Source organism: Sphingomonas sp. CCH5-D11 (assembly GCF_001557395.1).
Lineage (GTDB): Bacteria > Pseudomonadota > Alphaproteobacteria > Sphingomonadales > Sphingomonadaceae > Sphingomonas.
The window spans coordinates 15,962-38,630 of record NZ_LSKH01000235.1; the positions used below are offsets into that span (position 1 = coordinate 15,962).

The following is a 22,669-nucleotide window of genomic DNA, read 5'->3' on the forward strand; positions in this document are numbered from 1 at the left end:
GCGGCGCACGGCGAAGCGGCACCCTGCCTTATCTCGCCAGCAGTTCCTCGGTGCGGGTCAGCGCCGAATGCGCGCCGGGTTCCACCGGCACGTTCGTGGCGAAATAGGCGATCCCGGTTCCGCCTGCCCGGTCGACCCAAAGGCCGGACCGCAGTCCATAAGCCTCTCCGGCATGACCGATCCGGGGACGCCCATCGCCGACCGGATCGTCGCGGCACGCCGGCAGCGGTGTTGCCGTGAAGCTGACGGCCAGCCCGTAGCGGCAGTTGAACCCGCCTGGATGGACGCCGCCCTCCGCCTCTTCGTTCTGAACGCCATTGCTGCCGTTGAACGTCCACTCCGGTGTTGTCAGCAGCGTCATCGACGCCGGCGAAAGCAGCCGCACGCCATCGACCGCGCCGTCACCGAGCAGCAGGCGGCCGATCTTCGCCAATCCGCGCATCGAGATGCGCAAGCCGCCCTGGGGCGAAAAGTGGCTGCCGTTCGTACCCGCCCGCCATGTCGCCAGATCGCAGGAGCCATTCCGCGCCGGCGTGACCGGGCAGCCGGCAACAAAGCCGGGATCGTCACGAACGGCCTTGCCCTGATCGTACAGGACGACCGCGCGAGATTTCGCCGCCGGGCTGCACGTTGCCCAGTTGAAACAGGCGTCAAGCGCGAGTGGCTGGAGGACGAGCCGCTGCATCAGCCGGTCAAACCGCTCGCCCGTCGCCCGCTCCATGACGGCAGCGATCACGGGGAAGTTCAGATTGGTGTAGCGGAAGAAGCTGCCGGGTGGATGCTGCCCGTCCCACACCTTGGGTTCGGCCAGCTTGTCCTGCAGCCGATCGTCCCGCGTCAGCAGATAGCCGCCGGCGTCGGTGAGGCTCGACCGATGCGACAGCAGCAGCCGAAGCGTGATCGGCTTATCGGGATAGGCCGGGTTGCGCACGCGCCAACCGAGCTGCTCCGAGACGTCGGCGTCCAGATCGAGCACGCCCTGCTCCACTAGGCGCATCACGCCGATCGCCGTCACCAGCTTCGAAATCGACGCGATACGGACCGGATCGTCCGCGGTGACCGGCCGGCCAGTCTCGACATTCGCCAGCCCGCTCGCCCGGACCTGCACCTCACCCTTCCGATCAAACGCGACCTGAACGGTGGCAACCGGTATGGTCGCGGCGGCAAGCGCGAGCAGCATTACGCAACATTCTCCATGGCCCAACCCTCGCAAGCGAAGATCACCTTGGCAATCGCCACCGCGACAAAGAAAACGGTCGACTTAATTGGGCGCTGCGCTACGCCATGACGATGCTGCCGCCTGAGCAGCGACCGGGAGGGGACCGCCATATGACTATCCTTCTGCACCAATATGACAGCTCGCCATTTTCCGAGAAGGTGCGCATCTGCCTTGGCATCAAGCAGCTTTCCTGGGCGGCGGTGGATCAGCCGGTGATCATGCCGAAGCCCGACCTGCTTGCACTCACGGGCGCGTATCGCCGCATTCCAGTGATGCAGATCGGCGCGGACATCTATTGCGACAGCGTGCTGATCGTGCGCGAACTGGAACGCCGCTTTCCCGAACCGACGCTGTTCCCAGCCCGCACCCCCGGCATCGACCAGGCGCTGGCGCAATGGACGGACCGGTCCTTCTTCCAGGCGGCAGTGGCGGTGATCTTCGGAGGGCTGGGTGACGCCGTGGATCCGGCATTCAAGAAGGATCGCGAACAATTGAGCGGGCAGCCGTTCGATCCCGCCGCCATGCGGGCCGCCGTGCCGCACATGTCGGGTCAGTTGCGCGCGCATGCGGCGTGCATCAGCGAACAGCTTTCCGACGGTCGCCAGTTCCTGTCCGGCGACCGGCCCGGCCTGGTCGACGCCACCTGCTATTACAACCTGTGGTTCGTTCGCTCCTTCCATGCGCCCGGCGCGGCGGCATTCGAGGGCCTGCCGGGGCTGGATGCCTGGTATGACCGCGTGCGCGCCATCGGCCATGGTGATCGCGGAACGGCCAGCCGGGAAGATGCGGTTGACGCCGCGCGTGCCGGGACGCCGCTCGAAGCATCCGTACTGGCCGAAGATGCGGCACTAGCTGGCAAGGAGGTTGCCGCAGCGGCGACCGATTACGGGCGCGATCCGATTCGCGGCACTCTGGTCGGATCGTCGCTGCACCATTGGTCGATCGCCCGGGAGGATCCCCGCGCCGGCGGCGTGGTGGTTCACGTGCCCCGATTGACCTTTGCGCTCTCTCCGGTGCAGTGACCGAACAAAGCGGTCCCTGACGACGCAGTAAAATGACTCCATTTTGGCAGGCGAGCGCAACGATCAGTAAACTCTAACAGATCATAAGTGCCATCGTGAGCTCACGATCAACCCAACGCCCCACGCCAGTTTCGCTCCGGCAACTGCTCGGCATCAGTGAGGGCGACGATCCGGTTTTCTGGAGCCGCTTGCGCGCGACCCAGTTGTTTGCCGGTCGACGGCTGGCGCTTCTTCTCCTCGCGGCGAACCTGATGGGTGGCATGGCCGTGACCCGGCTGTTCCAGAATGCCGTTCCGATCTGGTGGCTCGCCGCCTGGTTGATGACATTGATGGCGGTGGCGGGCGCCATCACCGTCCGGCGGCTGCGCACCCGGCACCTGGAGGAAGGCTATGCCACTCTCCAGGAGCTGCGCGACACGGCGCTCGAAGGGCTGGCGTTGGCGGCGATGTGGAGCTTTCCGCCGCTGGTGTTCGCGTCCAAGGCGCCGGCGACCACCTTCAACCTGTGGATGATCCTTGCCGTCCTGATGGCGGCGGCGGCCTTCGCGCTAGCGCCGCTGGTGCTGGCAGCCCTTACCTTTATCGGCGGCGTGGCGTTCACCGCGGCCCTGCTCCTCCTGCTGCAGCAGCAATTCTTCGCCGCGACGGCAACCGTTCTTCTGGGCGCATTGCTCATCACCACCTGCCTCGCGCGGGCGCGGTTCCTGCTGATGCTGCGCGGGTTCGAGATGAACCTGTCCGATAGCCATGAAACGGTGAGCCTGCTGCTCGGCGAATTCGAGGACAGCGGGGCCGACTGGCTGTGGGAAACCGATTCGCAGCGCCGGCTGTGCAAGGTGAACACCCGCTTTGCCCTCGCGCTCGGCAGCACACCAGAGCAGCTGGAGGGGATGCCCGTGCTCCAGGCGCTCGCCGGGGCAAGCTGGGAGACAGGCGATTTCGCACCCGCGCTTCGCCTGCTGGCCGACAAGCTGAAGCGGCGCGAAGCGTTTCGCGACCTCTCCCTGCCGGTGACGGTAAACGGCGAGCAGCGCTGGTGGGAAATCACCGCCAACCCGCGGCTGGACGAACGCGGCCAATATGTCGGGTTCCGCGGCGTCGGTTCGGACGTGACCGAACAACGCGCCACGGCCGACAAGATCAACCGCATGGCCCGCTTCGACGCGCTGACCGGCCTGCCCAATCGGCTGTTCGTTAACGAAGCGCTGGCGCGCGCGCTGACCGAGGCGGAACGCTGGGGCAGCCGCGCGGCCTTCATGATGATCGATCTGGATCGCTTCAAGGCGGTGAACGACACGCTCGGCCACCCGATCGGCGACCGTCTGCTCGGCCGCGTGTCCGAGCGGCTGGCGGAGCTGATCACGGAAAACGAACTGATTGGACGGCTAGGCGGCGACGAATTCGCGGTGGTCATGAATGATGCGACGGACGCCAGCCGGGTCGAGAAGCTGGCGCACCGGATCATCGAAACGCTGTCGCGCCCTTATGAGGTGGACCAGCACACCCTTTACATCGGCGCCTCCGTCGGCGTGGCCACCTCACCGCGCGACGGGCGCACGGCCGAAACGCTGATCCGGTCGGCCGACCTTGCGCTCTACCGCTCCAAGGATGCGGGCGGCGGCGTGTTCCACGCCTATGAGCCGCAACTCCATGTCGACGCGGAGGAGCGGCGCGTCCTTGAAATGGCGCTGCGCAAGGCGCTCGAAAAGGGCGAGCTCCACCTCGATTACCAGCCTGTGGTGGATGCCGGCAGCGAGCGCCTGGTCGGTTTCGAGGCGCTGCTACGCTGGAACAGCCCCGAATTCGGGACGATTTCTCCTGCCAAGTTCATCCCGATCGCGGAAGAAACCCGGCTGATTGGCCCGATCGGCGAATGGGTCGTGCGGACCGCTTGCGAGGAAGCCGCGCAATGGCCCGATGACGTGCGCGTCGCGGTCAACGTATCGCCGGAGCAGCTGCACAGTCCCAAGTTCGTTGCGGCGGTGGCGCAGTCGCTGACGGACAGCCGAATCTCCCCACACCGACTGGAGCTCGAAGTTACCGAAAGCGTGTTCCTGCGCGAGGCGACGGCCGCATTGCAGGCGCTGGAGCGGATCCTGGAACTGGGCGTGCGGCTGAGCCTTGACGATTTCGGCACCGGCTACTCCTCACTCGGCTATCTTTCCCGGACCCGTTTCTCGACCATCAAGATCGATCGCAGCTTCGTGACGGGCGCGTCCAAGGGCGTGCCCGAAGCCCTCGCCATCATTCGGGCAGTGGTGGCGCTGGCCAACAGCCTGGGCATGGCGACCACGGCAGAGGGCGTGGAGACCGTCGACGAGCTGACGCTGATTCGCGCCTTGGGCTGCTCCAAGATCCAGGGCTATCATTTCGGCCGCCCGCTTCCCGTCGCGGAAGCGCGCGCCATCGCGCTTCGCAACAGATCGGCCATTCGCGCGGCTTGAACAGCGCGCCGAGCACCGCTAAGGGCGGTGCTGCTGCAGGGGTGTAGCTCAGCTGGTTAGAGCGTCGGTCTCCAAAACCGAAGGCCCTCGGTTCGAATCCGAGCTCCCCTGCCAGCCTCTTCGCGGCTTGGCCGACCGGCCTGGCATTGCCGCGGGTCAGTGTTCTTTTTCACGCCTGACCGGAAGACGAATGAAGACTGCAACGCTCATCGCCGCATCCGCCCTTGTCCTGACGGGCTGCGATTCGGCTTCCACAACCATTCCGGTCGCCTCCACAGAGGAACAGGACAACCCGGACGTCGCGCTGTGCACGGGGCTTACCTCCGCCAGCGAGAGCGGCAACAGCTCGCTGCGGGCCGCCTTCGTCTCGACGCCCGAAGGCCGCGATTATGGTGGCGGGGTGATCCGCCAGTTGGTCGATGCCGGCGGCTATCGCTTTGCCGGTGCGGAGATGGTGGGCAACACCTGCTACGCCTATGCCGAGGCGCAGGGCGAACAATGGGGCAAGCCGTTCAACCTGGCGTGGCGGTGCCCGGTGAAGATGCTGACCGACAATCCCGCCGAGCCCGGCAAGACGGTGCTCGACGTGGTCGAGGATCGCGAATGCGACTTCGACGTCCAGCGCGGCGCGGCCAAGGTTCGCGACGTCGCGGTGGAGATGATTCACCAATAACGGCGACGTCACGGGCGAGAAAACGCTCTGCCCTTGCTCTTGCACCTGTGCAACGCTATCTCGCCGGTCGCATCCGACAGCGCGGACGGCCAATTCACCGTTTCCTTACGAGGGGAGCGGTAGAGAGGGCATGCCCCGCTTCCGGTTTGAACGAATAAAAGGCAAGGCACGTGGCGAAGACGTCCCCGATCGAATTCATCAACCAGGTTCGCGCCGAGACCAAGAAGGTCGTCTGGCCGACCCGGCGCGAGACGATCATGACCGGCGTCATGGTGATGATCATGACGACGATCCTGGCGCTCTTCTTCCTGGGCGTGGATTCGGCGTTCAACGCGATCGTCAACGCGCTGCTGAGCCTGGCCAAGTAACGAGAAGGACGCGTCCCCACATGGCACGCTGGTACATCATCCACGCTTATTCCGGATTCGAGGGCAAGGTTCGCGACGCGATCATGGCCGAAGCCAGCCGCATGGGCCTGGAACAGCTCGTGGAGCGCATCGAGGTGCCCACGGAGACGGTGCAGGAGGCCCGCCGCGGCAAGAAGGTGCAGGTCGAGCGCAAGTTCATGCCGGGCTATGTTCTGGCCAAGCTCGACATGACCGACCAGGTCTATCACCTCGTCAAGAACACGCCGAAGGTGACGGGCTTCCTCGGCTCGTCCGGCAAGCCGCAGGCGATCAGCGAGGCGGAAGCCGCTCGCATGCTGAACAGCAAGGAAGAGGCCGCTGCCGCGCCCAAGGCGAAGGTCAAGGTCGATTTCGAGATCGGCGATGCGGTCAAGGTTCTGGAAGGCCCGTTCGCCAGCTTCAACGGCACCGTCGAGGAACTGGATTTCGACAAGTCGAAGGTGAAGGTGTCGGTGTCGATCTTTGGCCGCGCCACGCCGGTCGAACTCGATTTCGAGCAGGTCGAGCGCAGCAAGTAATTCCATCCGGGGAGCGCATGGCCGCTCCCCGCTTCGCTTCCGGCGCGCCGCACCTGTGGCCGACGTCACGTCTCCGGGCGGGAACGCGCCATCTTTTCCAGCCAGGGCCGCAGCACCAGCGCATTGGCATCGACCAGCGTGTGCAGCAGGGCCACCAGCCACAAGAGGCCGGTGGCGAGATACAGCCACACCAGCACCGCACCAACAAGGGCGACGGCGCCCATGCCAAGCGCTCCCTGATAGCGATGCGCCAGGGTGAAGGCGGCCCAGCCCGTGAGGCAACCCGCCACACCACTGCCGGTGACAAGAGCAGCGAGCAGCGGGATCAGCAGGCGGAAGAACATTTCCTCCCCCACTCCTGCCGCAGCGGCAAGCAGGAGGGCGGCGCCGGCTTCGCGCCGGTTCATGGCAATCGCAGGCGAGCGGTACATCCAGCCGAGGCGCAGCCAGCCACGGCGCGCCATCACGATCACAGCGATCGCGCCCAGCACGAAGCCGCCCGCGATTGACCAGGCGATCTCTGCCACGGCCGCCATGCCGAGCGGGCTGACGCGCAGTTGCATGGCCGCAATCCGAAACTCGCCGGGCAACATGATAAGCGCGTCCAGCCGACCCAGGAGCGCAAGCGCGACCAGCGCCGTGGCGCCATACATGATGGCGATGCCGAGCGCCCAGCCGAGGGTAGCGCGCGGCCGGGAAGCGGCATCGCCGCGGACCGCCCATGCGATGCGCGCCGCCAGGCTCCGCTTCGTCCGCCAACCGTGAGCGAGCAGGCCGAGCGCGGCAAGGAGCAGCGCTGCGGCCAGCATCAATTATTCCGCATTAGCGGTCGAGCCGATGCTCACCCTTAACCCAGCGAACCGTGCCGGACGACGCGCGCATCACGACGCTTTCGGTCGTCATCGTCTTGCCGCGCCGCTTCACGCCTTCCAGCAGCGAGCCATCGGTGACGCCGGTGGCGGCAAAGATGCAGTCGCCCTTCGCCAGTTCCTTCAGGTCATATTGCTTGTCGAGATCGGTGATGCCCCACTTGCGGGCGCGGGCACGCTCGTCCTCGTTGCGGAACAGCAGCCGCCCCTTGAACTGGCCGCCGACGCAGCGAAGCGCAGCACAGGCCAGCACGCCTTCCGGTGCCCCGCCCGAACCCATGTACACATCGATGGTGGTGTCCGGATCGGTGGTCGCGATCACGCCAGCCACGTCGCCGTCGCCGATCAGCACCACGCCGCAGCCAATCGAGCGAAGCTCCGCAATCAGCTTTTCGTGACGCGGACGATCCAGCACGCAGGCGATAATCTCGTTCGGGCGGACGCCCTTGGCCGCTGCGATCGCCTCGATATTCTGCGTCGGCGTCTTGTCGAGGTCGATCACGCCGTCGGGCAGGCCCGGGCCTACGGCAAGCTTGTCCATATACACGTCCGGCGCGTTGAGCAGGCAGCCTTCCTCGCCGATCGCCAGCACGGCAAGGCTGTTCGGCCCGGCCTTGGCGCAGATGGTGGTGCCCTCGAGAGGATCGAGCGCGATGTCGATCCGGGGACCGGTGCCTTGCGCCGCGCCAACCTTTTCACCGATGAACAGCATTGGCGCCTCGTCGCGCTCGCCCTCGCCGATCACCACCGTGCCATCGATGTCGAGCGTGTTCAGCGCCTCGCGCATGGCCTCAACCGCGGCCGCATCGGCCGCCTTTTCGTCACCGCGACCGATCAGGGTGGAAGCACCGATCGCCGCCGCCTCCGTCACGCGCACCATCTCGAGCACCAGGACGCGGTCGAGCACCTTGCTGGCTGTCGGCATTCAATCCCCCAAAGTCTTTGTTTCAGTGGAGCGATAGGCGGCTCACGTTGCGGTGTCGAGACGGCGCTTGCCGCTGCGCGGCGGCGGCGCGACAAGCGGGTGCATGGCGAAGCTGAAGGTCTATCGAACACCAGCCGGGTTTCACGATGCCTATGTCGCCGCACCCAGCCAGAAGGCGGCGCTGGCCGCGTGGGGCAGCGATGCGAACCTGTTCGCACGGGGGCTAGCGGAGGTGGTGAGCGATCCCGAGCTCACGCGCGAACCGCTCGCCCATCCTGGTGAGGTAATCCGTGTGGCCCGCACCATGGCCGACGCGGCCGAGGATCCTCCAAGGCGGAAGCGAGCCCGCGTCGAAACGGCTGCACCTCGCGAGGAGGCGTCGTCGCCAAAGGCGAAGGCCATGCCCAAGCCCGCGCCTAAGCCTAAGCCTAAGCCTAAGCCGAAACCAAGCAGGGCAGGTCTCGACAGGGCCGAAGCTGCGATCGAAGCGGCGGAAGGACACTTTGCCGAAGAACGTGCGAAGCTGAAGCGGGAAGAGGAAGCGCTGGCGGCGCGGCGCCGCACGCTGGACAAGGAACAGGCGAGCGAGCGCACCAGGCTCGATCGAGCGCGGATCGCCGCGCGCGATGCTTATGAGGCCGCGCTGGAGGAATGGCGCGGGGAGTGAACTGTTCGGAATTGGACGGTACTTGTGCGAAAACGGACAAGCTCGTTGGAGAGGGCGCGACCGATGCCGGCCCGGTCGTCACTGTTAACGGCCGACGGGCGCGGCTTCTTCCACTTGGCCTGGTGTTTGCTTACGGCAATTGACCGGAGTGTCCTGGGAGAGTGAAGTTATGCGTGTCGCACTGGCTGCCGTAGTGGCAGCCGCCGTTGTTGCGGCACCTGCCCTGGCCCAAAGCGTCGATGCATCCGGCCGCACCACATATGATGCGGCCTTCTTTCAACGGTTTCAGCCTGCGAATGCCCTGGAGGTCGTCCGCCGCGTTCCCGGCTTCACGCTGGAACAGGTCGAGGAAGACGTGCGCGGATTCGGCCAGGCGGCCGGCAATGTCGTCATCAACGGCCAGCGCCCGTCATCCAAGAGCGATACGATCGAAGTCGTGCTCGCCCGCATCCCCGCGACCCGCGTGGCGCGGGTCGAGGTGGGCCCGGGCACCCTGTTCGGCGCCGAATATAGCGGCAAGGCGCAGGTCGTGAACCTGATCCTCACCGGCGAAGGCGGGCTGGCGGGCACGGCGACGGGCACGCTGCGCCGCCAATATGACGGCAAGCTGTTTCCCGAGGGCAGCGTTTCGACGCTGCTGCGCCGGGGCAATTCGACGTTCAATGCCGCGATTGGAGTCAATAACGAGCAAACCAGCGAGGAAGGCTATGACACGCTGCGCGCCCTCCCCTCCGGCGAGCTTCTGGAATATCGCCGCAAGATCAACACCATCGAGGATCCTAACGCATTCGTGTCGGGCTCCTGGGATTACAAGGCAGGGCAATTCGAAACGGCCCGCTTCAACGCGCGCTACGCCTTTGACCGGTTCCGCCTGAGCCAGACCAATCAGGTTCTGCCCACGGGCGGCACGGCGCGGGACGACCGGCTGACGCAGCGATTCCATTTCGACGAATGGGAAGTCGGCGGCGACGTGCAGCGGCCGCTGCTCGGCGGCGGGGTGAAGCTGATCGGCCTCGCCACCCGGCGGGATCGAATTGATCGCGAACTGTCTCTGCTGCGCGTGCGGAGTGATGTGATCGGCGGCAATGAGCAGCAGGTGCGCAGCCAGCGCGACGAGGCTGTGTTGCGCGGCTTGTGGACGCGTCCGGACTTTCATGGCTGGTCGGTGGAAACCGGCGTTGAAGGCGCGCTCAATCGCCTGCGCAGCAAGGTCGATCTGTTCGGCTTTGGCGCGGAGGGCGCCCGGACCCGCATCGACCTGCCGGTGGATGATGCGGTCGTCACCGAACATCGGGCGGAAGGTTTCGCCAATGCCAGCCGTTCGCTGACGGCGAAGCTGCGCATAGACCTGGCGCTGAACTACGAGCTCTCGCGGCTGACGGTGGATGGAGATGCCGACGCCAAGCGCTCGCTCCACTTCTGGAAGCCGAAGCTGAATGTCGACTGGCGCCCCGGCGATGGCTGGCGGGCGCAGGCGTCCATCGCGCGCACGGTCGCCCAATTGCGCTTCGAGGACTTTATCAGCGCCGCCGAACTCGCCAACGAACGGGTGAACGGCGGCAATGCGGAACTGGTCCCGCAGCGTTCCTGGGAAGCGCTGGCCACGGTCGAAAAGCAGGTGCTGGGCGATGGGCTGGTCAAGCTGGAGCTCGGCTATACCCGGACTGCCCTGGTGCAGGATCGCGTGCCGACGCCCGAGGGGTTCGACGCCCCCGGCAACCTTGGGGACGGCACCAGCAAGATTGCGCGCGCCACATTCGACGTGCCGGTCGCGCGGCTGGGCATCAAGGGCGGGCGGATCTCAGGGCGCCTGAGCTATGTCGGCACCTCCGTCCAGGATCCCTTTACCGGCGAGCAGCGGCCGTACTCCGGCGCCTCCCCATTCGTTTACGAAGTGAACTGGCGCCAGGATCTGGGCGACTTTGCCTGGGGCGTCGGCTTTTCCGGAGACGATCCGTACACCTTCTACCGTCGCAACGAGCTGGACACGCTTTACCCCGGCAATCCCTATATCACCGCCTTCGCCGAGTACCGGCCGACCCGCAGCACCACCGTTACGCTGAGCGTCGACAATCTGGGCGACTTCAGCACCCGGCGTGGACGGTTGTTCTTCGATCCCGACCGCCGCACGCCCGACCCCTTCCGGGTGGAGGATCGCGTGCGCAATCAGCACATCCTGCCTTATTTGACGATCAAGCATAATTTCGGCTGAGCTGCGGCCGAGACGCTCGGCAGGTGCGGTCATGAAGCTGCGGCGGGTGGGGCAGCCTCTCCCGCCGGGGCGGCGGATCTGATAGCCGCTTGCCCATGCCGCCCGTCGATCTTCTTCCGGTCCTCGCCCCCTGGTTCGATCTGGCGGGGCTGGCGGTGACAGTGCCGGCGGGGGGCCGGTTCGTGCCGGTCGTGAAGCTGGAGGGCGCGGGACTGTTTTGAGCGATGGCCCCGTACGACTCTATGTAGGCCAGGTTCGATCAGCGCGGCGGGTGCGGATCGGCCGGCCGCACCTGACGCGGCAGGCCCGCTGTACAGTCCAGCAGGTCGCGATCCCATTTCCCCAGATCGGCAGCAGCTTCATACGTGGACACGAGAAAGGCGAGCAGCGTCGCATCTCCATCGTCCGACGACTGCACAGCCTCGTACGGCAGTATGAACTCTGACAGGGCGTTGTGCCAGAACGCAGCATCAGGACGCGCCCTTGCGGTGGAAAAGCTATCGGGCGCAGGATAGGCATAGGCGTAGAATGCCGGGTAATCGACACCGCCGCCGCCCGGCCAGAAGCCGACGGAGGATACTTCGCGGTCATAGGCCTCCTGGGCGACCGCATCGGGCAACGCCGGAACGCCACCGCCATGGCGCGGCGCACGTCGCCCCGAAAAACGCGTAACGGCAAGGTCGAAGCTTCCCCAGAACAGGTGCACCGGGCTGACCTTGCCCAAAAAGGAACTGCGAAACTTCTTGAATACGCGGTCGATGTTCAAGAGAGCCTGGTGGAACCGCTGCACGGCCTCACGATCATAGGGCCGCTCGAGGCTGTCCTCCACGAAGGGCACGGGATCAGCAACCTCGTTCGGTCGCCCGTCGAAGCGCGGCGTACCGCCGAGATCGGCCACCAAATCAACAAAGCGGCGGTGGAAGTCAGAGACCGTCGTCGGGCCAAGCGATAGAGACGACCTGCGCCCATCGCTGCTGATCCCTTCAACTATATGTTCTTGAAGGTCGAACAATATCTCAATGTCGGTGCGATCGTTGATCGTCGACGTGGTTAGGCCCCGGGGTGTGACATAGAAAGTCGCGTGCCAGGAATGGTTGACCCATGGCGTATGCGCCAGTCGATATTTACCCACGACCTGCAAAAACAGGTGAAGGGCCGTACAGGTGTCGCGCCAACCTAGATAGTCGAGGTGCGGCCATGCGTTGCTCACGTCGGCTTCTCCCATCCAGGGCTCCGCGCCATTTCGAAGCAGAACCTGTTCTTTGCGGACATTCTGGACTGGTGCTGCGTACCAGAATAGCCCCGAACCAGGAAACGCTGTGTCACCGCCCGCACAACCTGGCCCCATTCTCCGGGCGTCTGTCGCCAAGTAAGCTCGAGCCTTTGTCTTCTCGACACGGGCGTAAAGCCTTGTCCCGCACTCCCTTGTGCATGGTCTCGCCGCACTACCCTCCCCGGCACGGACGGGGAGGGTAGCAGGTCGGTTTTACTTGCGCGCGATGGTCAGCGCGCGGCCGTTGTAGGTCGCCTGTGCATCGAAGGCGTTGTCGTCGGTGACCGGCTTGCCTTCACTCACCCAGCGCACGCGGATCTGACGGCTCGCCGGCATGCCCTTCCAGCCCTTGCCCTCACGCGCGGCGAGCGTCACCGTGCCGGTGCGGTCGTCGTAGCGCATGGGGATGCGGCTGAACGCGCCCTGCTTGTAGGCGGTGCTGGTGCCGTCGTCCTCGTAGAGCGAGAACTGGCCGTCGGCGCCGGTATAGACGGTGATCGTCAGCGGGGCGCTGCGATCCTGATCCACATATTGCATCACCGGGCCCATCGGCACGATCGCGCCGGCGCGGACGAACAGCGGCATGCGCTCCGCAGGGGCGTTGACCGTTGCGGTCTGGCCGCCACGGTACGCCTTACCGTCCGAGAAATCGTACCAGGTGCCGGTGCCGGGGAAATACACCTGGCGGCTGCGCGCCTTGTATTCCGTCACCGGGGCGACGAGGAACGCGTCGCCGAACAGATATTCGTCGTTCAGCTCGCGCGCCGCCTTGTCCTGCGGGAAGTCCGCCGCGAGCGCGCGCATGATGCTGCCGTCCTTGATGTAGGTATCGGCGCCCACCGTGTAGATATACGGCATCAGGCGGTAGCGCAGCTGCGTGTACCAGACCATCGACTGCCGCATGGCTGAGCCTTCCGGGCTGATCTCGTAGATCTCGCGATACGGGAACTCGCCGTGGCTGCGGAACAGCGGGCTGAACGCGCCATACTGGAACCAGCGCAGGTTGAGCTCGCGCCATTCGTCGAGATCCGCCGTGCTCGGCGTTTTCGAGGCATAGCGGTCCTCCAGCGCGAAGCCACCGATGTCATGCGTCCAGTTGGGGATGCCCGACATGGAGGCGTTCACGCCGGCGGAAATCTGCGCCTTGTAATCGAACCAGCGGCTGGCGACGTCACCCGACCAGATCGCGGCCCCATAACGCTGCAGCCCGCCGAAGCCCGAACGGGTGAGCAGGAACGGGCGCACGTCCGGCTTGAACGACGTCCAGCCATCGAAGAACGAGCGGGCGTTCATCAGCGAGAAGCTGTTAAAATACTGCGCGGCCGGACCCATGCCGGTCGGGCCCATCACCTTGACGCGCTCCTCGATCGACAGGTTCGAGTGGAGATCAGGCTCACTGGCATCGGCCCACCAGGCATCGGTGCCGAGCTTCGCCAGGCGGTCCTCGATCTGCTTCCAAAAGATGCGGCGGCCTTCGGGCTTGTAGGGATCGTAGATGGTGTTGAGGTAGCCTGGGCCGACCCAGTCCTTGTTCCCCATTTCCAGATTGCCCTTGTACACCGCGCCGGCGGCCTCAAGCTCCTTGTAGGTATCCGTCGTAGGATAGAATTTCGGCCACACGGAGATCATGAAGCGGGCGTTGGCGGCGTGCACCGTATCGAGCATCTTCTTGGGATCGGCAAAGCGCGTCGGATCGAAGCGGTGGCTGCCCCAATCGTCGTCACGCCAGTAGCGCCAGTCGAGCACGATATTGTCGAGCGGGATCTTGAGCTCGCGATACTTGGCGACCACGCCGATCACTTCGTCCTGCGTGTCGTAGCGCTGGCGCGACTGCCAGAAGCCATAGGCCCACTTCGGCATCATCTCAGACTTGCCGGTGAGCTGGCGATAGCCGGCGATTGCGCCGTCGATGCTGCCGCTGCCGGGGACGAACCAGTAGTTCTTGGTCTGGCCGATCTCGCTGGTGAACCAGATCGAGTTGCGGTCCTGCTGGGGCAGCGGATCACTGTGAAGGAGCGCGATATAGCCGGCGTTGGGCTCCCATTCGATGCGCACGTTGGCGGCCTTGCCGGCGGTCATCGGCACGTCGAAGTTCGCGTACCAGGGGTTCCAGTTCTGGCGCCAGCGGTTGAGCACTTCCTTGCCGTCGACGAAGACCTTGAAATAGCTCGATCCGTAGAGCTGGAAGCGGTGCTCGCCGGTGGTGGTCGGCATCACGTCGCCGGTCCAGATCACCGTCTGCTTCTGCACCGCGTTGCCCGCGGTGTTCTGGCCGCCGGTCGCTGCCTCGGTCTTGGCCTTGGCCGCTTCGGGCCAGTTCGCCTGGTCCTTGATATACTGATAGTTGATCGTGGCTTCCTGGCGGATGACCACCGGCTTGCCGTCGAGGAAATATTCGGCCTTCCAGCCGGGCTTGCCGCCCGAGGTGACCTTCATGCCCTCGCCGACGAACTGGTAGGGCTTGGGGTTGCCGAAGCGGGTGATCGAATTGTTGTCCCACAACAGGCCGTAGCCTTTGGTGGAGACCAGGAACGGCACGCCAATGTCCATGTTGTGCTGCGCGAGTTCGACGTCCTCGCCCAGATTGTCCATGAAGCCGTTCTGGTGCTGGCCGAGGCCGTAGATGCCCTCGTCGGTGCCGCGATTGAACTGCTGCGAGACGGTGACGAACGGCTTGCCGTCCGCGCTGGTGCGGCCGAAGGTGGTCGCGCCGCTTTCACCGAGCAGGACGTTGCCGGCGGTGTCGAGAAAGCGCACCTCGCCCGTGGCGAGCGCAATCTGCGCAACCGACTTGGGCGCGGTGATCGTCACATAGCCGCCCTGCTCGACCACAGTGAACTTGGGCGCGGCGGGCGGGTTTGGCGCCATCAGGCTGGCAGCGAGCGGGCCGGTCGGCATGTCGCGCGGGGTGGCGACGACGTGGATGATGCCGTCGCCATGCACCGTTACCTCGACGCGCGAAGACGGGCCGGACGTCGGCGTGACCGCCACACCATTAGCGAGCGCCTGATAGCCCTGCGCCGCGGCCGGCGAAGAGATAGCGCTACCAGTGAGCAGCGCCGCGACTAAAAACCTGTTCATTACTTTACCCCTCTGCATCTCTCGTGGCGGCGCGTCAGCGCGCGCGGCCTGTCGTGATCTTCAATACCTGCGGCCGATCGATCAGGTTGATGCCATAGTCGGTCTGGTCGCCGTTCCACACCCGCTTCATCACCCATTTGCCGTCGCTGAAGCCGCCTTCCTCGATCCGCAGCACCATCGCGCCGGGCGTCTGCGATTCGAACTTCACCCGGACGTGATCGCCGACGAGCAGGAATTCATTGTCGGACATCTGCGCGACGGCGAGGCCACCGATCGGCTGCGACGCCCAGGGCGCGGGCTCGGACTTCAGCCAGGTCCATTCCTTGGTGCCGAACTGCCATTCACCCCAGGTGCCGGTGATCTTCCAGTCGCCTAGCGTAGTGGAGACGGCGGCGCCGTCATCGGGCTTGGCCGCGCCCCAGGTCGGGCGGGTGGCGGCGATGCGGGCCCAGTCGCGCATGATCGAGCCGACCGCCTTGTAGGGCAAGGCGAAGGCGTCGAGCGTATCCTTGTCGAGATTGTCGCTGCCGAGCGGATAGTTGAAATAGCCGGTGTCATCCATGCCGAACGGCGCAAAGCCGATGCCGCCATTGCCGATCGTGGGATAGAAGAAGCGCGCGAACTCCTTGCCGTTGCCGATCTCGGGCACCATCAGCGGATTGTCCGGCCGAGTGTATTTGTCGAGATACTGGACGATGTTGGCGCTCTTGCGATCGTAGATGTCCGGCGCCTGAAAATCGATCGCGGGAGCCGCGGCCTTCCAGATGTCGAGCACGTCCTGCTGCGGGCCGCCGCTCGCCACGCCATCGGGATCGGGCACGTTGGAGGGGCCGGAGAGCGAGGCGTTCACGTACATCGGCAGCGGCTTCACCTTCTTGCCCGCCACCGCCATCGCATTGACGTAGGAGGCGACATACCAAGTGTTGAAGGCGCGATCGGCCTGGGCGCCGAACGCCTGCGTCCAAGTGCCCGATTTCTTGGTAGCGCGGGCGAGCGCTGGAGGGATTTGCTGCGCGAACAGGCGGTTGCCGGTGTCGCTGAAATCGCGCGGGTTGCGGTAGCTGCCGGTTTCGTTCTGCGGCTGAACCATGATCACGGTGTTCTGAGGATCGTGATCGCGCAGATACTCCATCACCTTAACGAAGGCGCGGGTGTCGGCGGCGAGCGTCTGTTCGCCATGCGCGCTGAGCACGCCATGATCCTTGCCCTCGCGCGTCTTCATGCGCGGGAAGCGGCCTGGGTTCAGCTTCACCCAATCGGGCGTGTAGGCGTAGCTGGTGTTCTTCCATGCGCCGAACCACAGGAGCACGATGCGCTTGTCATGCGCACGGGCCTGATCGAGCAGAACCTGGAGAAAGGACAGGTCAAATTTGCCCGCGGTGGCCTCGACCTGCTGCCATGCGATCGGGATCTCCAGCGTGTTGGCGTGGATGCGGTCGAGCGTCGGCCAGACCTGATCGAGCATCGCGGGATAATTGCTCGAATTGTTCGCCTGCGCCGCGAGCATCAGATAGGGCGCGCCATCGACGATGAAGGCGTGGCGGCCGTTCTTGCTTTCGAGACGCGGCAGTTCGGTCGCTTGAGCCGAAACAGCGGTGGCGCTCGCCAGCGCGATCAGCGCCGTGCCTAGCTTAAATACGTTCACTTCATCCCCTCTTTCGAATCGCCGTACATGATCCCGCGGCCATCGGTCGCGACATAGACGCGGCCGAAGCGCTTGGGATCGCCGCTGACCATGCGCAGGCGCAGGCCCCATTGATGCTGGTCGTCGTTGATACGCTGCCACCCTGCCCCGCCGTCGAGCGAGCGGAACACGCCCTTGGTGCCGCGCTGCTCGCCGATCGCGTAGAGCGCAGGCGATTTGCCGTTCGGCGCGGCCTTACCGAGGCCGTAGCGGGTGATGGTGATGCCGCCGGTGGCGCGCTCCCAACGCTGGCCGAAGTCGGTGGAGCGGTAGAGGTCCGGTCCGACGAGCAACCACAGCGCCCCTGCCCGGCCCGGCGTGGCGACGAGCGGGTTCGCCGCCTCGCGGCCGATCGCGCGGGCGGCGGAGAGGTCGGCCGGGAGGCCGGTGCTGGTGACGGGCCTGAAGGTCGCACCGCCGTCATCGCTGCGGACGAGCTGGTTGGCGGCGAAATCTATCGCGTAGAAGCGCTTGGGGTCGGCCTTGTCGGCGGTGACGCGGACGCCCGACGGGAGGCCGCGGATCGGCGTCCAGTTTTTGCCGCGATCGCGGGTGAGGATCGGCTGGGCCGTCTCGACAATGAAGGTCGTGCCGTCGGCAGAAACAGTGATCGCAGCGTTGCCGGTCGCCTCTGGCGGCGGTTCGCTGCCCGTGGGCTGCGATGGCGGCACGCGGAGCGGCTGCCAGCTGGTGCCGCCGTCGCTTGACCAGGCAAGCGAAGTGTCGGGCACCACCGGCTTGTGCGTGTTGCCGCTGCGCACCATCACCGCGGGGGCCTCGCCGGCATAGTCGAGCGAATTGGTGTTGGTGAGGAACGGGTTGAGGTGGACGCGCGGCGGCGAGACGGTGAGGTCGTCGTGGCGAAAGCCGCCGAGATCGCCGAAGCCCGAGACGAGCGGTGCGCCGCCGGTAGGGCTGACGAGCGTGATGACCGCGGTCTGCTCGATCCCCTTCGTCCAGGGCGCCCAGCGCATCGTGCCCGGCTGATTGAAGCCGGTGGTCGCGTACATCGTCGCGCCGGTGACATAGGCGGCGTGGTTGGCGTCGAACGGATCGATCGCGAGGCCGGCGATCCAGTGGCCGAAATCGGCCTTCTTGTCGAAGTCGAGGAAGGGCGTGGCGGAGACGTCGCGCGTGCTGGTGCGCGAAAGCTCCTGCCAGGTGCGGCCGGCATCAGCGGAGCGCCAGGCGGTGTCGCCGCCGATGTAGCGGTTGACGGTGCTGACAGCGATGACGTTCGGATCGCTCGCGGCGACGGCGACGCCCATATAGCCGCCGGGGACGACCGCCGCGCCCTTGAGCGGGGTGACGTCGCGCCACTCGCCCTTGGCGGAATCGAAGCGCCAGACCTGGCCGCGCTTGATGCCGTTGGGGCCGATATAGTCGCAATAGGTGATGGTCAGCACGCCGTCGCGGCCGATCACACCCTTGGTGGGCAGCATCTCAGGTGACGGGCCGCCGGGGATCGCGCGCCAGCTCTTGCCGCCATCGTCGGAGCGGAACAAGTGCCGCGCGCCGGGATCGGCGCTAGCGACGTACATTCGCCCACGCTTCGCCTTGTCGAACAGGACGAAGGAGAGGCCGCCATGTGTGGTGCGCGGGCGATCGGGCTGGCCGAGACCGACAAGTGGGAAGCTGGCTACCTTATGCCAGGTGGCGGCGAAATCATCGCTTCGCCACAGCCCATCGTGGCGCGAGCCGAAGAACAGGGTCGCCGGCGCGTTCGGATCGACCGCCAGCCGCTCCCCCATGCCACGGCCGTCCTCGTTGCCGCCCATTGCGAAGGGTACGATCGTCTTGTGCCATGTCGCGCCCCTGTCAGCGGAGCGGAGGATTGCGGCGGGCATGCGCGCGCTCATGCCGGCGGCCATGTAGACGACGTTCGCATCGACCGGATCGGGGGCGATACTCTCGATGCCCATATAGCTGGGCTCGGCTTCGTCGTCCTGGAGCGGCAGCCAGCGCTGTGCCCTGGCATCCCAGCGATACGCGCCGCCCATATCGGTGCGCAGATAGGCAAGGCCACGCTCGACGGTGCTGAAGACGATACCCGGTGCGAAGCCACCGCCGCCTAGCGTGACGTTGCGCCACTGATAAGGCACGCGTGACAAAGAGGCCGGTTCGGCCATGACGTTAGCGCCAACGCTAAGAGCGAGCGCGAGCGTGGCTGCCTGGACGAACTGCCTGCGCTTCATCACCTCTCCGCCCCTTTAACATACCGCATTTTCGAGCAGCATCACTGCCCTTGACGACAACTATGGCATGAACGATACCGCTAACACAACCGGGGAGGACACCAGTGTCGCAGTATCGTCCAACGTGGCTGGAGGCCATGCCCTCCGATTGGCGCGATGGCACCTTTATCGGCCGTTTAAAGACGGCGGATGGCCCTTCTCCCTTCATGATCCGAAACGGTCACGCCTATGACATGGCGCGCGTACGCCCGACCGTGTCCATGCTGATCGCGGACCGAACTTTCGATGGCGGCGTGCCGATCGAACTCGAAGCCATTGCAGACGACGCGTTGCTGAGTCCGATCGACCTGCAATGCGTCAAGGCTGCCGGCGTTACCTTCGCGGTCTCCGCATTGGAGCGCGTGATCGAGGAACAGGCGCGCGGCGACCATGCCAAGGCGGCCGCCGTGCGCGCGCGGCTGGAACAGGCGCTCGGCGGCAATTTGCGCAGCGTCGAACCGGGGTCAGAACGGGCAGCACAGCTCAAGGATACGCTGATCCGCGATGGCATGTGGTCTCAGTATCTGGAGGTCGCGATCGGCCCCGACGCGGAGATCTTCACCAAGTCGCCGGTACTCTCCACAGTCGGCCATAATGCGCCGGTCGGCATTCGATCGGACTCCACTTGGAACAACCCTGAGCCCGAAGTGGTGCTGGTCGCCGATGCGCATGGACAGGCGGTTGGCGCGACGCTCGGCAATGACGTGAACCTTCGCGATTTCGAGGGCCGCTCCGCGCTGCTGCTGGGAAAGGCGAAAGACAATAACGCCTCCTGCTCGCTCGGACCGATGATCCGGCTGTTCGATGACAATTTCACGATGGACGACGTGCGCGCCGCCGATGTCGCGATGACGATCACCGGCGAGGACGGCTATGTGCTCGAGGGCGCCAGCACGATGCGCGAGATCAGCCGCGATCCGGCCGAATTGCTGCGGCAGGCGCTGAGCGAACATCATTATCCCGACGGGCTCGTGCTGTTCTGCGGCACGCTCTTCGCGCCCGTGCAGGACCGCGACGAGCCCGGCCAGGGCTTCACCCACAAGGTCGGCGACACGGTGACGATCTCAAGCGCGCGCCTCGGCACGCTGGTAAACCCAGTCACCACATCGCGCGATGCGCCCGCATGGCGCTTCGGCATCGCCGACCTGTTCCGCAATCTCGCTTCCCGCGACCTGCTCGCGGCATGACCCCTTCGGAGACCTTAGTGCTGCAACAGACTGCAAGCGACACCGGCCGCGCCACTTATCCGAGTCTTGAAGACCGGAGTGTCATCATCACTGGCGGCGCGTCCGGCATCGGTGCGGGGCTGGTCGAGGCTTTCGTGGCGCAGGGTGCGCGCGTCGGCTTCATCGATGTGCTCGATGGCGAGGGCCGAGCCTTGGCGGAGCGTTTGGGGGCGGGGGCAAAGCACGCGCCGCTGTATCGCCAGTGCGATCTGACCGATCTTGACCAGGTGGCAAGCTGCCTGCCGGCGCTGATCGCCGATCTGGACGGCGTTGACGTGCTGCTCAACAATGCCGCCAATGACGATCGCCACAAGGTGGAGGATGTGACGCCGGCGTTCTGGGACGAGCGCATGAACGTCAATCTGCGCCATCAGTTCTTCGTCGCCCAAGCCGTGGTTCCGGCGATGCGTAAGGCGGGCAAGGGCGTGATCCTGAATTTCGGGTCGATCAGCTGGCATCTCGGCCTGCCCGAACTGGTATTGTACCAAACCGCCAAGGCGGCGATCGAAGGCATGACGCGCGGACTGGCGCGCGAACTGGGCCGCGACGGCATCCGCGTGAACACGATCGTGCCGGGCAACGTGCAGACGCCGCGGCAGGAGCGCTGGTACAATCCAGAGGCGGAAGCAGAGCTGGTCGCGGCGCAATGCCTCGATGGCCGGATCCAGCCGAGTGACGTCGCCGCGCTTGCGCTCTTCCTCGCCGCAGACGATGCGCGCATGTGCACTGGGCACGATTACTGGGTGGACGCAGGCTGGCGCTGATGGACGCGACGCATCTCCTGAAAATAGGCGCGGAGCTGGGCGAAGGTCCGGTGTGGATCGACGGCGCCTTGTGGTTCGTCGACATCAAGGGGCGGCATATCTATCGGCATCGTCCGGATACGGCTGAGACCGATCGCTGGGATGCGCCCGAGATGGTCGGCTGGGTGCTGCCGTCCGCCAAGGGCGATCTGATCGCCGGGCTGCAATCTGGACCGCACCGCTTCTCGCCCGAGACGGGCACGTTCGAGACCATTAGCGAGGTTGATGCGCATCTGCCGGCCAACCGGCTGAACGATGCGGCGGTCGACGCGCGCGGGCGGATCTTCTTCGGAACGATGGACAATGACGAGGCCAGCGCGAGCGGGCGCGTCTACGTCCTCGATGGGGGCGTGGTGCATGAGACGCCGGTGACGCCGACCGAGATCACCAACGGGCCAGCGATCGCGCCCTGCGGCAGACGACTTTATCATGTCGATACGCTGGCACGCACGATCGTGGCGCATGCGATCGCCGAAGACGGCTCGTTGGGGCCGGCGGAACCATTCCTCGCCTTCACTGGCGATGAAGGCCATCCTGACGGCGCGATCTGCGACGCCGAGGGCGGCGTGTGGGTCGGCTTCTATGGCGGCTGGGCGGCGCGGCGCTTCTCGCCGGCGGGCGAGCTGACTGAGGAAGTGCGCTTTCCCGTGGCCAACGTCACCAAAGTCGCATTGGGCGGCGCGGATGGGCGCACCGCCTTTGCCACCACCGCGCGACAGGGGCTGGACGCAGCGGCGCTGGCCGCGCAGCCGCTCGCCGGCGATGTCTTCACCTTCCGCGTCACCGTGCCGGCCGCGCCGGCGGTTCGCGCCAACAGCTAAGTCTGAGCGCCCGTGGAGGCGCAAGTCCGGAGAGTTTGCGAGTGGAAACGGCGTTCAACAAGGCCCTCGTCCTGCGCATCGTCGCGGTGGCGACAATCGGCGGCTTCATGTTCGGCTATGACTCCGGGGTCATCAACGGCACCCAGAAGGGGCTGGAGGCGGCGTTCGACCTCGGCAGGCTGGGCATCGGCATCAACGTTGGCGCGATCCTCGTCGGATCGTCGATTGGCGCGTTCGGCGCGGGGCGGCTGTCCGACCTGATCGGGCGGCGCGCGACGATGATGGTCTCGGCGGTACTGTTCCTCGTCTCCGCAATCCTCGCTGCAGCGGCGGGATCGTCCGAGGTGTTCATTCTGGCGCGCATCATCGGCGGGCTTGGCGTAGGCGCAGCGAGCGTGACCTCTCCGGTTTATATCTCGGAAGTGACGCCGGCGAACGTGCGCGGACGGCTTTCCAGCGTGCAGCAGGTGATGATCATTACCGGCCTGACGGGTGCGTTCGTTGCGAATTTCGTGCTGGCGCGCTTCGCAGGCGGATCGACCGAGCCCTTGTGGGGCGATATTCCGGCATGGCGCTGGATGTTCGGTCTGC

General features: G+C 65.6%; 19 protein-coding genes and 1 tRNA gene. 13 read left to right on the plus strand and 7 right to left on the minus strand.

What is annotated here, in order from left to right; translation table 11 throughout:
• Window positions 1–28: 28 nt before the first annotated feature.
• Window positions 29–1,180 (minus strand): serine hydrolase domain-containing protein, encoded by a 1,152-nt coding sequence (locus AX702_RS14705; RefSeq protein WP_066780810.1) that lies wholly within the window; start codon window positions 1,178–1,180, stop codon window positions 29–31.
• Window positions 1,181–1,329: 149 nt separating this feature from the next.
• Here AX702_RS14705 and AX702_RS14710 point away from each other — a divergent pair, with 149 nt between their 5' ends.
• The 6 genes from AX702_RS14710 to nusG all read left to right on the plus strand — a co-directional run bounded on the left by AX702_RS14710 (window position 1,330) and on the right by nusG (window position 6,283).
• Entirely contained in the window at window positions 1,330–2,241 is a 912-nt protein-coding gene (locus AX702_RS14710) for a glutathione S-transferase family protein (RefSeq protein WP_066780812.1), read from the plus strand.
• A 95-nt stretch (window positions 2,242–2,336) separates the two neighbouring features.
• The gene (locus AX702_RS14715; protein WP_066780813.1) at window positions 2,337–4,685 is read left to right on the plus strand and encodes a putative bifunctional diguanylate cyclase/phosphodiesterase; all 2,349 of its coding nucleotides are present in this window, start codon (window positions 2,337–2,339) and stop codon (window positions 4,683–4,685) included.
• A gap of 37 nt (window positions 4,686–4,722) precedes the next feature.
• A tRNA-Trp gene (locus AX702_RS14720) sits at window positions 4,723–4,799 on the plus strand.
• Between the two features lie 76 nt (window positions 4,800–4,875).
• Window positions 4,876–5,358: a hypothetical protein gene (locus AX702_RS14725; protein ID WP_066780814.1), complete on the plus strand. Its 483-nt coding sequence runs from the start codon at window positions 4,876–4,878 to the stop codon at window positions 5,356–5,358.
• 170 nt (window positions 5,359–5,528) lie between these two features.
• Window positions 5,529–5,726, plus strand: a complete 198-nt coding sequence (secE, locus tag AX702_RS14730) for a preprotein translocase subunit SecE (RefSeq protein ID WP_066780816.1) — start codon at window positions 5,529–5,531, stop codon at window positions 5,724–5,726.
• A gap of 20 nt (window positions 5,727–5,746) precedes the next feature.
• The gene (gene nusG / locus AX702_RS14735; protein ID WP_066780818.1) at window positions 5,747–6,283 is read left to right on the plus strand and encodes a transcription termination/antitermination protein NusG; all 537 of its coding nucleotides are present in this window, start codon (window positions 5,747–5,749) and stop codon (window positions 6,281–6,283) included.
• A 65-nt stretch (window positions 6,284–6,348) separates the two neighbouring features.
• On the opposite strand, the gene AX702_RS14740 is transcribed toward nusG, so the two are convergent.
• Both AX702_RS14740 and glpX read right to left on the minus strand, forming a co-directional pair.
• Window positions 6,349–7,092, minus strand: a complete 744-nt coding sequence (locus tag AX702_RS14740) for a CPBP family intramembrane glutamic endopeptidase (RefSeq protein WP_066780820.1) — start codon at window positions 7,090–7,092, stop codon at window positions 6,349–6,351.
• 13 nt (window positions 7,093–7,105) lie between these two features.
• On the minus strand, window positions 7,106–8,077 hold the full coding sequence (gene glpX / locus AX702_RS14745) for a class II fructose-bisphosphatase (RefSeq protein ID WP_066780822.1): 972 nt from the start codon (window positions 8,075–8,077) through the stop codon (window positions 7,106–7,108).
• Between the two features lie 103 nt (window positions 8,078–8,180).
• Between glpX and AX702_RS14750 the strand changes: the two genes are divergently transcribed.
• From AX702_RS14750 to AX702_RS23470, 3 genes are all read left to right on the plus strand, one after another.
• Window positions 8,181–8,744 carry a hypothetical protein gene (locus AX702_RS14750; protein ID WP_066780824.1) on the plus strand — a complete coding sequence of 188 codons (564 nt, stop codon included), beginning with the start codon at window positions 8,181–8,183 and terminating at the stop codon, window positions 8,742–8,744.
• A 169-nt stretch (window positions 8,745–8,913) separates the two neighbouring features.
• Window positions 8,914–10,956, plus strand: a complete 2,043-nt coding sequence (locus AX702_RS14755) for a TonB-dependent receptor domain-containing protein (RefSeq protein WP_066780826.1) — start codon at window positions 8,914–8,916, stop codon at window positions 10,954–10,956.
• Window positions 10,957–11,051: 95 nt separating this feature from the next.
• Window positions 11,052–11,177, plus strand: a complete 126-nt coding sequence (locus tag AX702_RS23470; RefSeq protein ID WP_269450403.1) for a hypothetical protein — start codon at window positions 11,052–11,054, stop codon at window positions 11,175–11,177.
• Between the two features lie 38 nt (window positions 11,178–11,215).
• Here the strand turns inward: AX702_RS23470 and AX702_RS14760 are convergent, their stop codons facing one another.
• The 4 genes from AX702_RS14760 to AX702_RS14775 all read right to left on the minus strand — a co-directional run bounded on the left by AX702_RS14760 (window position 11,216) and on the right by AX702_RS14775 (window position 19,189).
• Window positions 11,216–12,325 carry a DUF5996 family protein gene (locus AX702_RS14760; RefSeq protein WP_231731868.1) on the minus strand — a complete coding sequence of 370 codons (1,110 nt, stop codon included), beginning with the start codon at window positions 12,323–12,325 and terminating at the stop codon, window positions 11,216–11,218.
• 117 nt (window positions 12,326–12,442) lie between these two features.
• Complete coding sequence (locus tag AX702_RS14765) at window positions 12,443–15,310, minus strand: glycoside hydrolase family 31 protein (protein ID WP_066780829.1); 2,868 nt, start codon at window positions 15,308–15,310, stop codon at window positions 12,443–12,445.
• Window positions 15,311–15,344: 34 nt separating this feature from the next.
• Window positions 15,345–16,955 (minus strand): DUF5597 domain-containing protein, encoded by a 1,611-nt coding sequence (locus AX702_RS14770; protein WP_066780830.1) that lies wholly within the window; start codon window positions 16,953–16,955, stop codon window positions 15,345–15,347.
• A complete protein-coding gene (locus AX702_RS14775) occupies window positions 16,952–19,189 on the minus strand; it encodes a WD40/YVTN/BNR-like repeat-containing protein (protein ID WP_231731869.1) in 2,238 nt (745 codons plus the stop codon). The genes AX702_RS14770 and AX702_RS14775 overlap by 4 nt, the downstream gene beginning before the upstream one ends.
• Window positions 19,190–19,326: 137 nt before the next feature.
• Here AX702_RS14775 and AX702_RS14780 point away from each other — a divergent pair, with 137 nt between their 5' ends.
• The 4 genes from AX702_RS14780 to AX702_RS14795 form a co-directional block, all read left to right on the plus strand.
• A complete protein-coding gene (locus AX702_RS14780; RefSeq protein WP_066780831.1) occupies window positions 19,327–20,415 on the plus strand; it encodes a fumarylacetoacetate hydrolase family protein in 1,089 nt (362 codons plus the stop codon).
• The gene (locus tag AX702_RS14785) at window positions 20,412–21,218 is read left to right on the plus strand and encodes an SDR family NAD(P)-dependent oxidoreductase (RefSeq protein WP_066780833.1); all 807 of its coding nucleotides are present in this window, start codon (window positions 20,412–20,414) and stop codon (window positions 21,216–21,218) included. The genes AX702_RS14780 and AX702_RS14785 overlap by 4 nt, the downstream gene beginning before the upstream one ends.
• Entirely contained in the window at window positions 21,218–22,078 is an 861-nt protein-coding gene (locus AX702_RS14790; RefSeq protein ID WP_066780835.1) for an SMP-30/gluconolactonase/LRE family protein, read from the plus strand. The genes AX702_RS14785 and AX702_RS14790 overlap by 1 nt, the downstream gene beginning before the upstream one ends.
• A gap of 41 nt (window positions 22,079–22,119) precedes the next feature.
• Window positions 22,120–22,669 (plus strand): MFS transporter (locus AX702_RS14795; protein WP_231731870.1); only part of this gene is annotated, 550 nt, incomplete at its 3' end.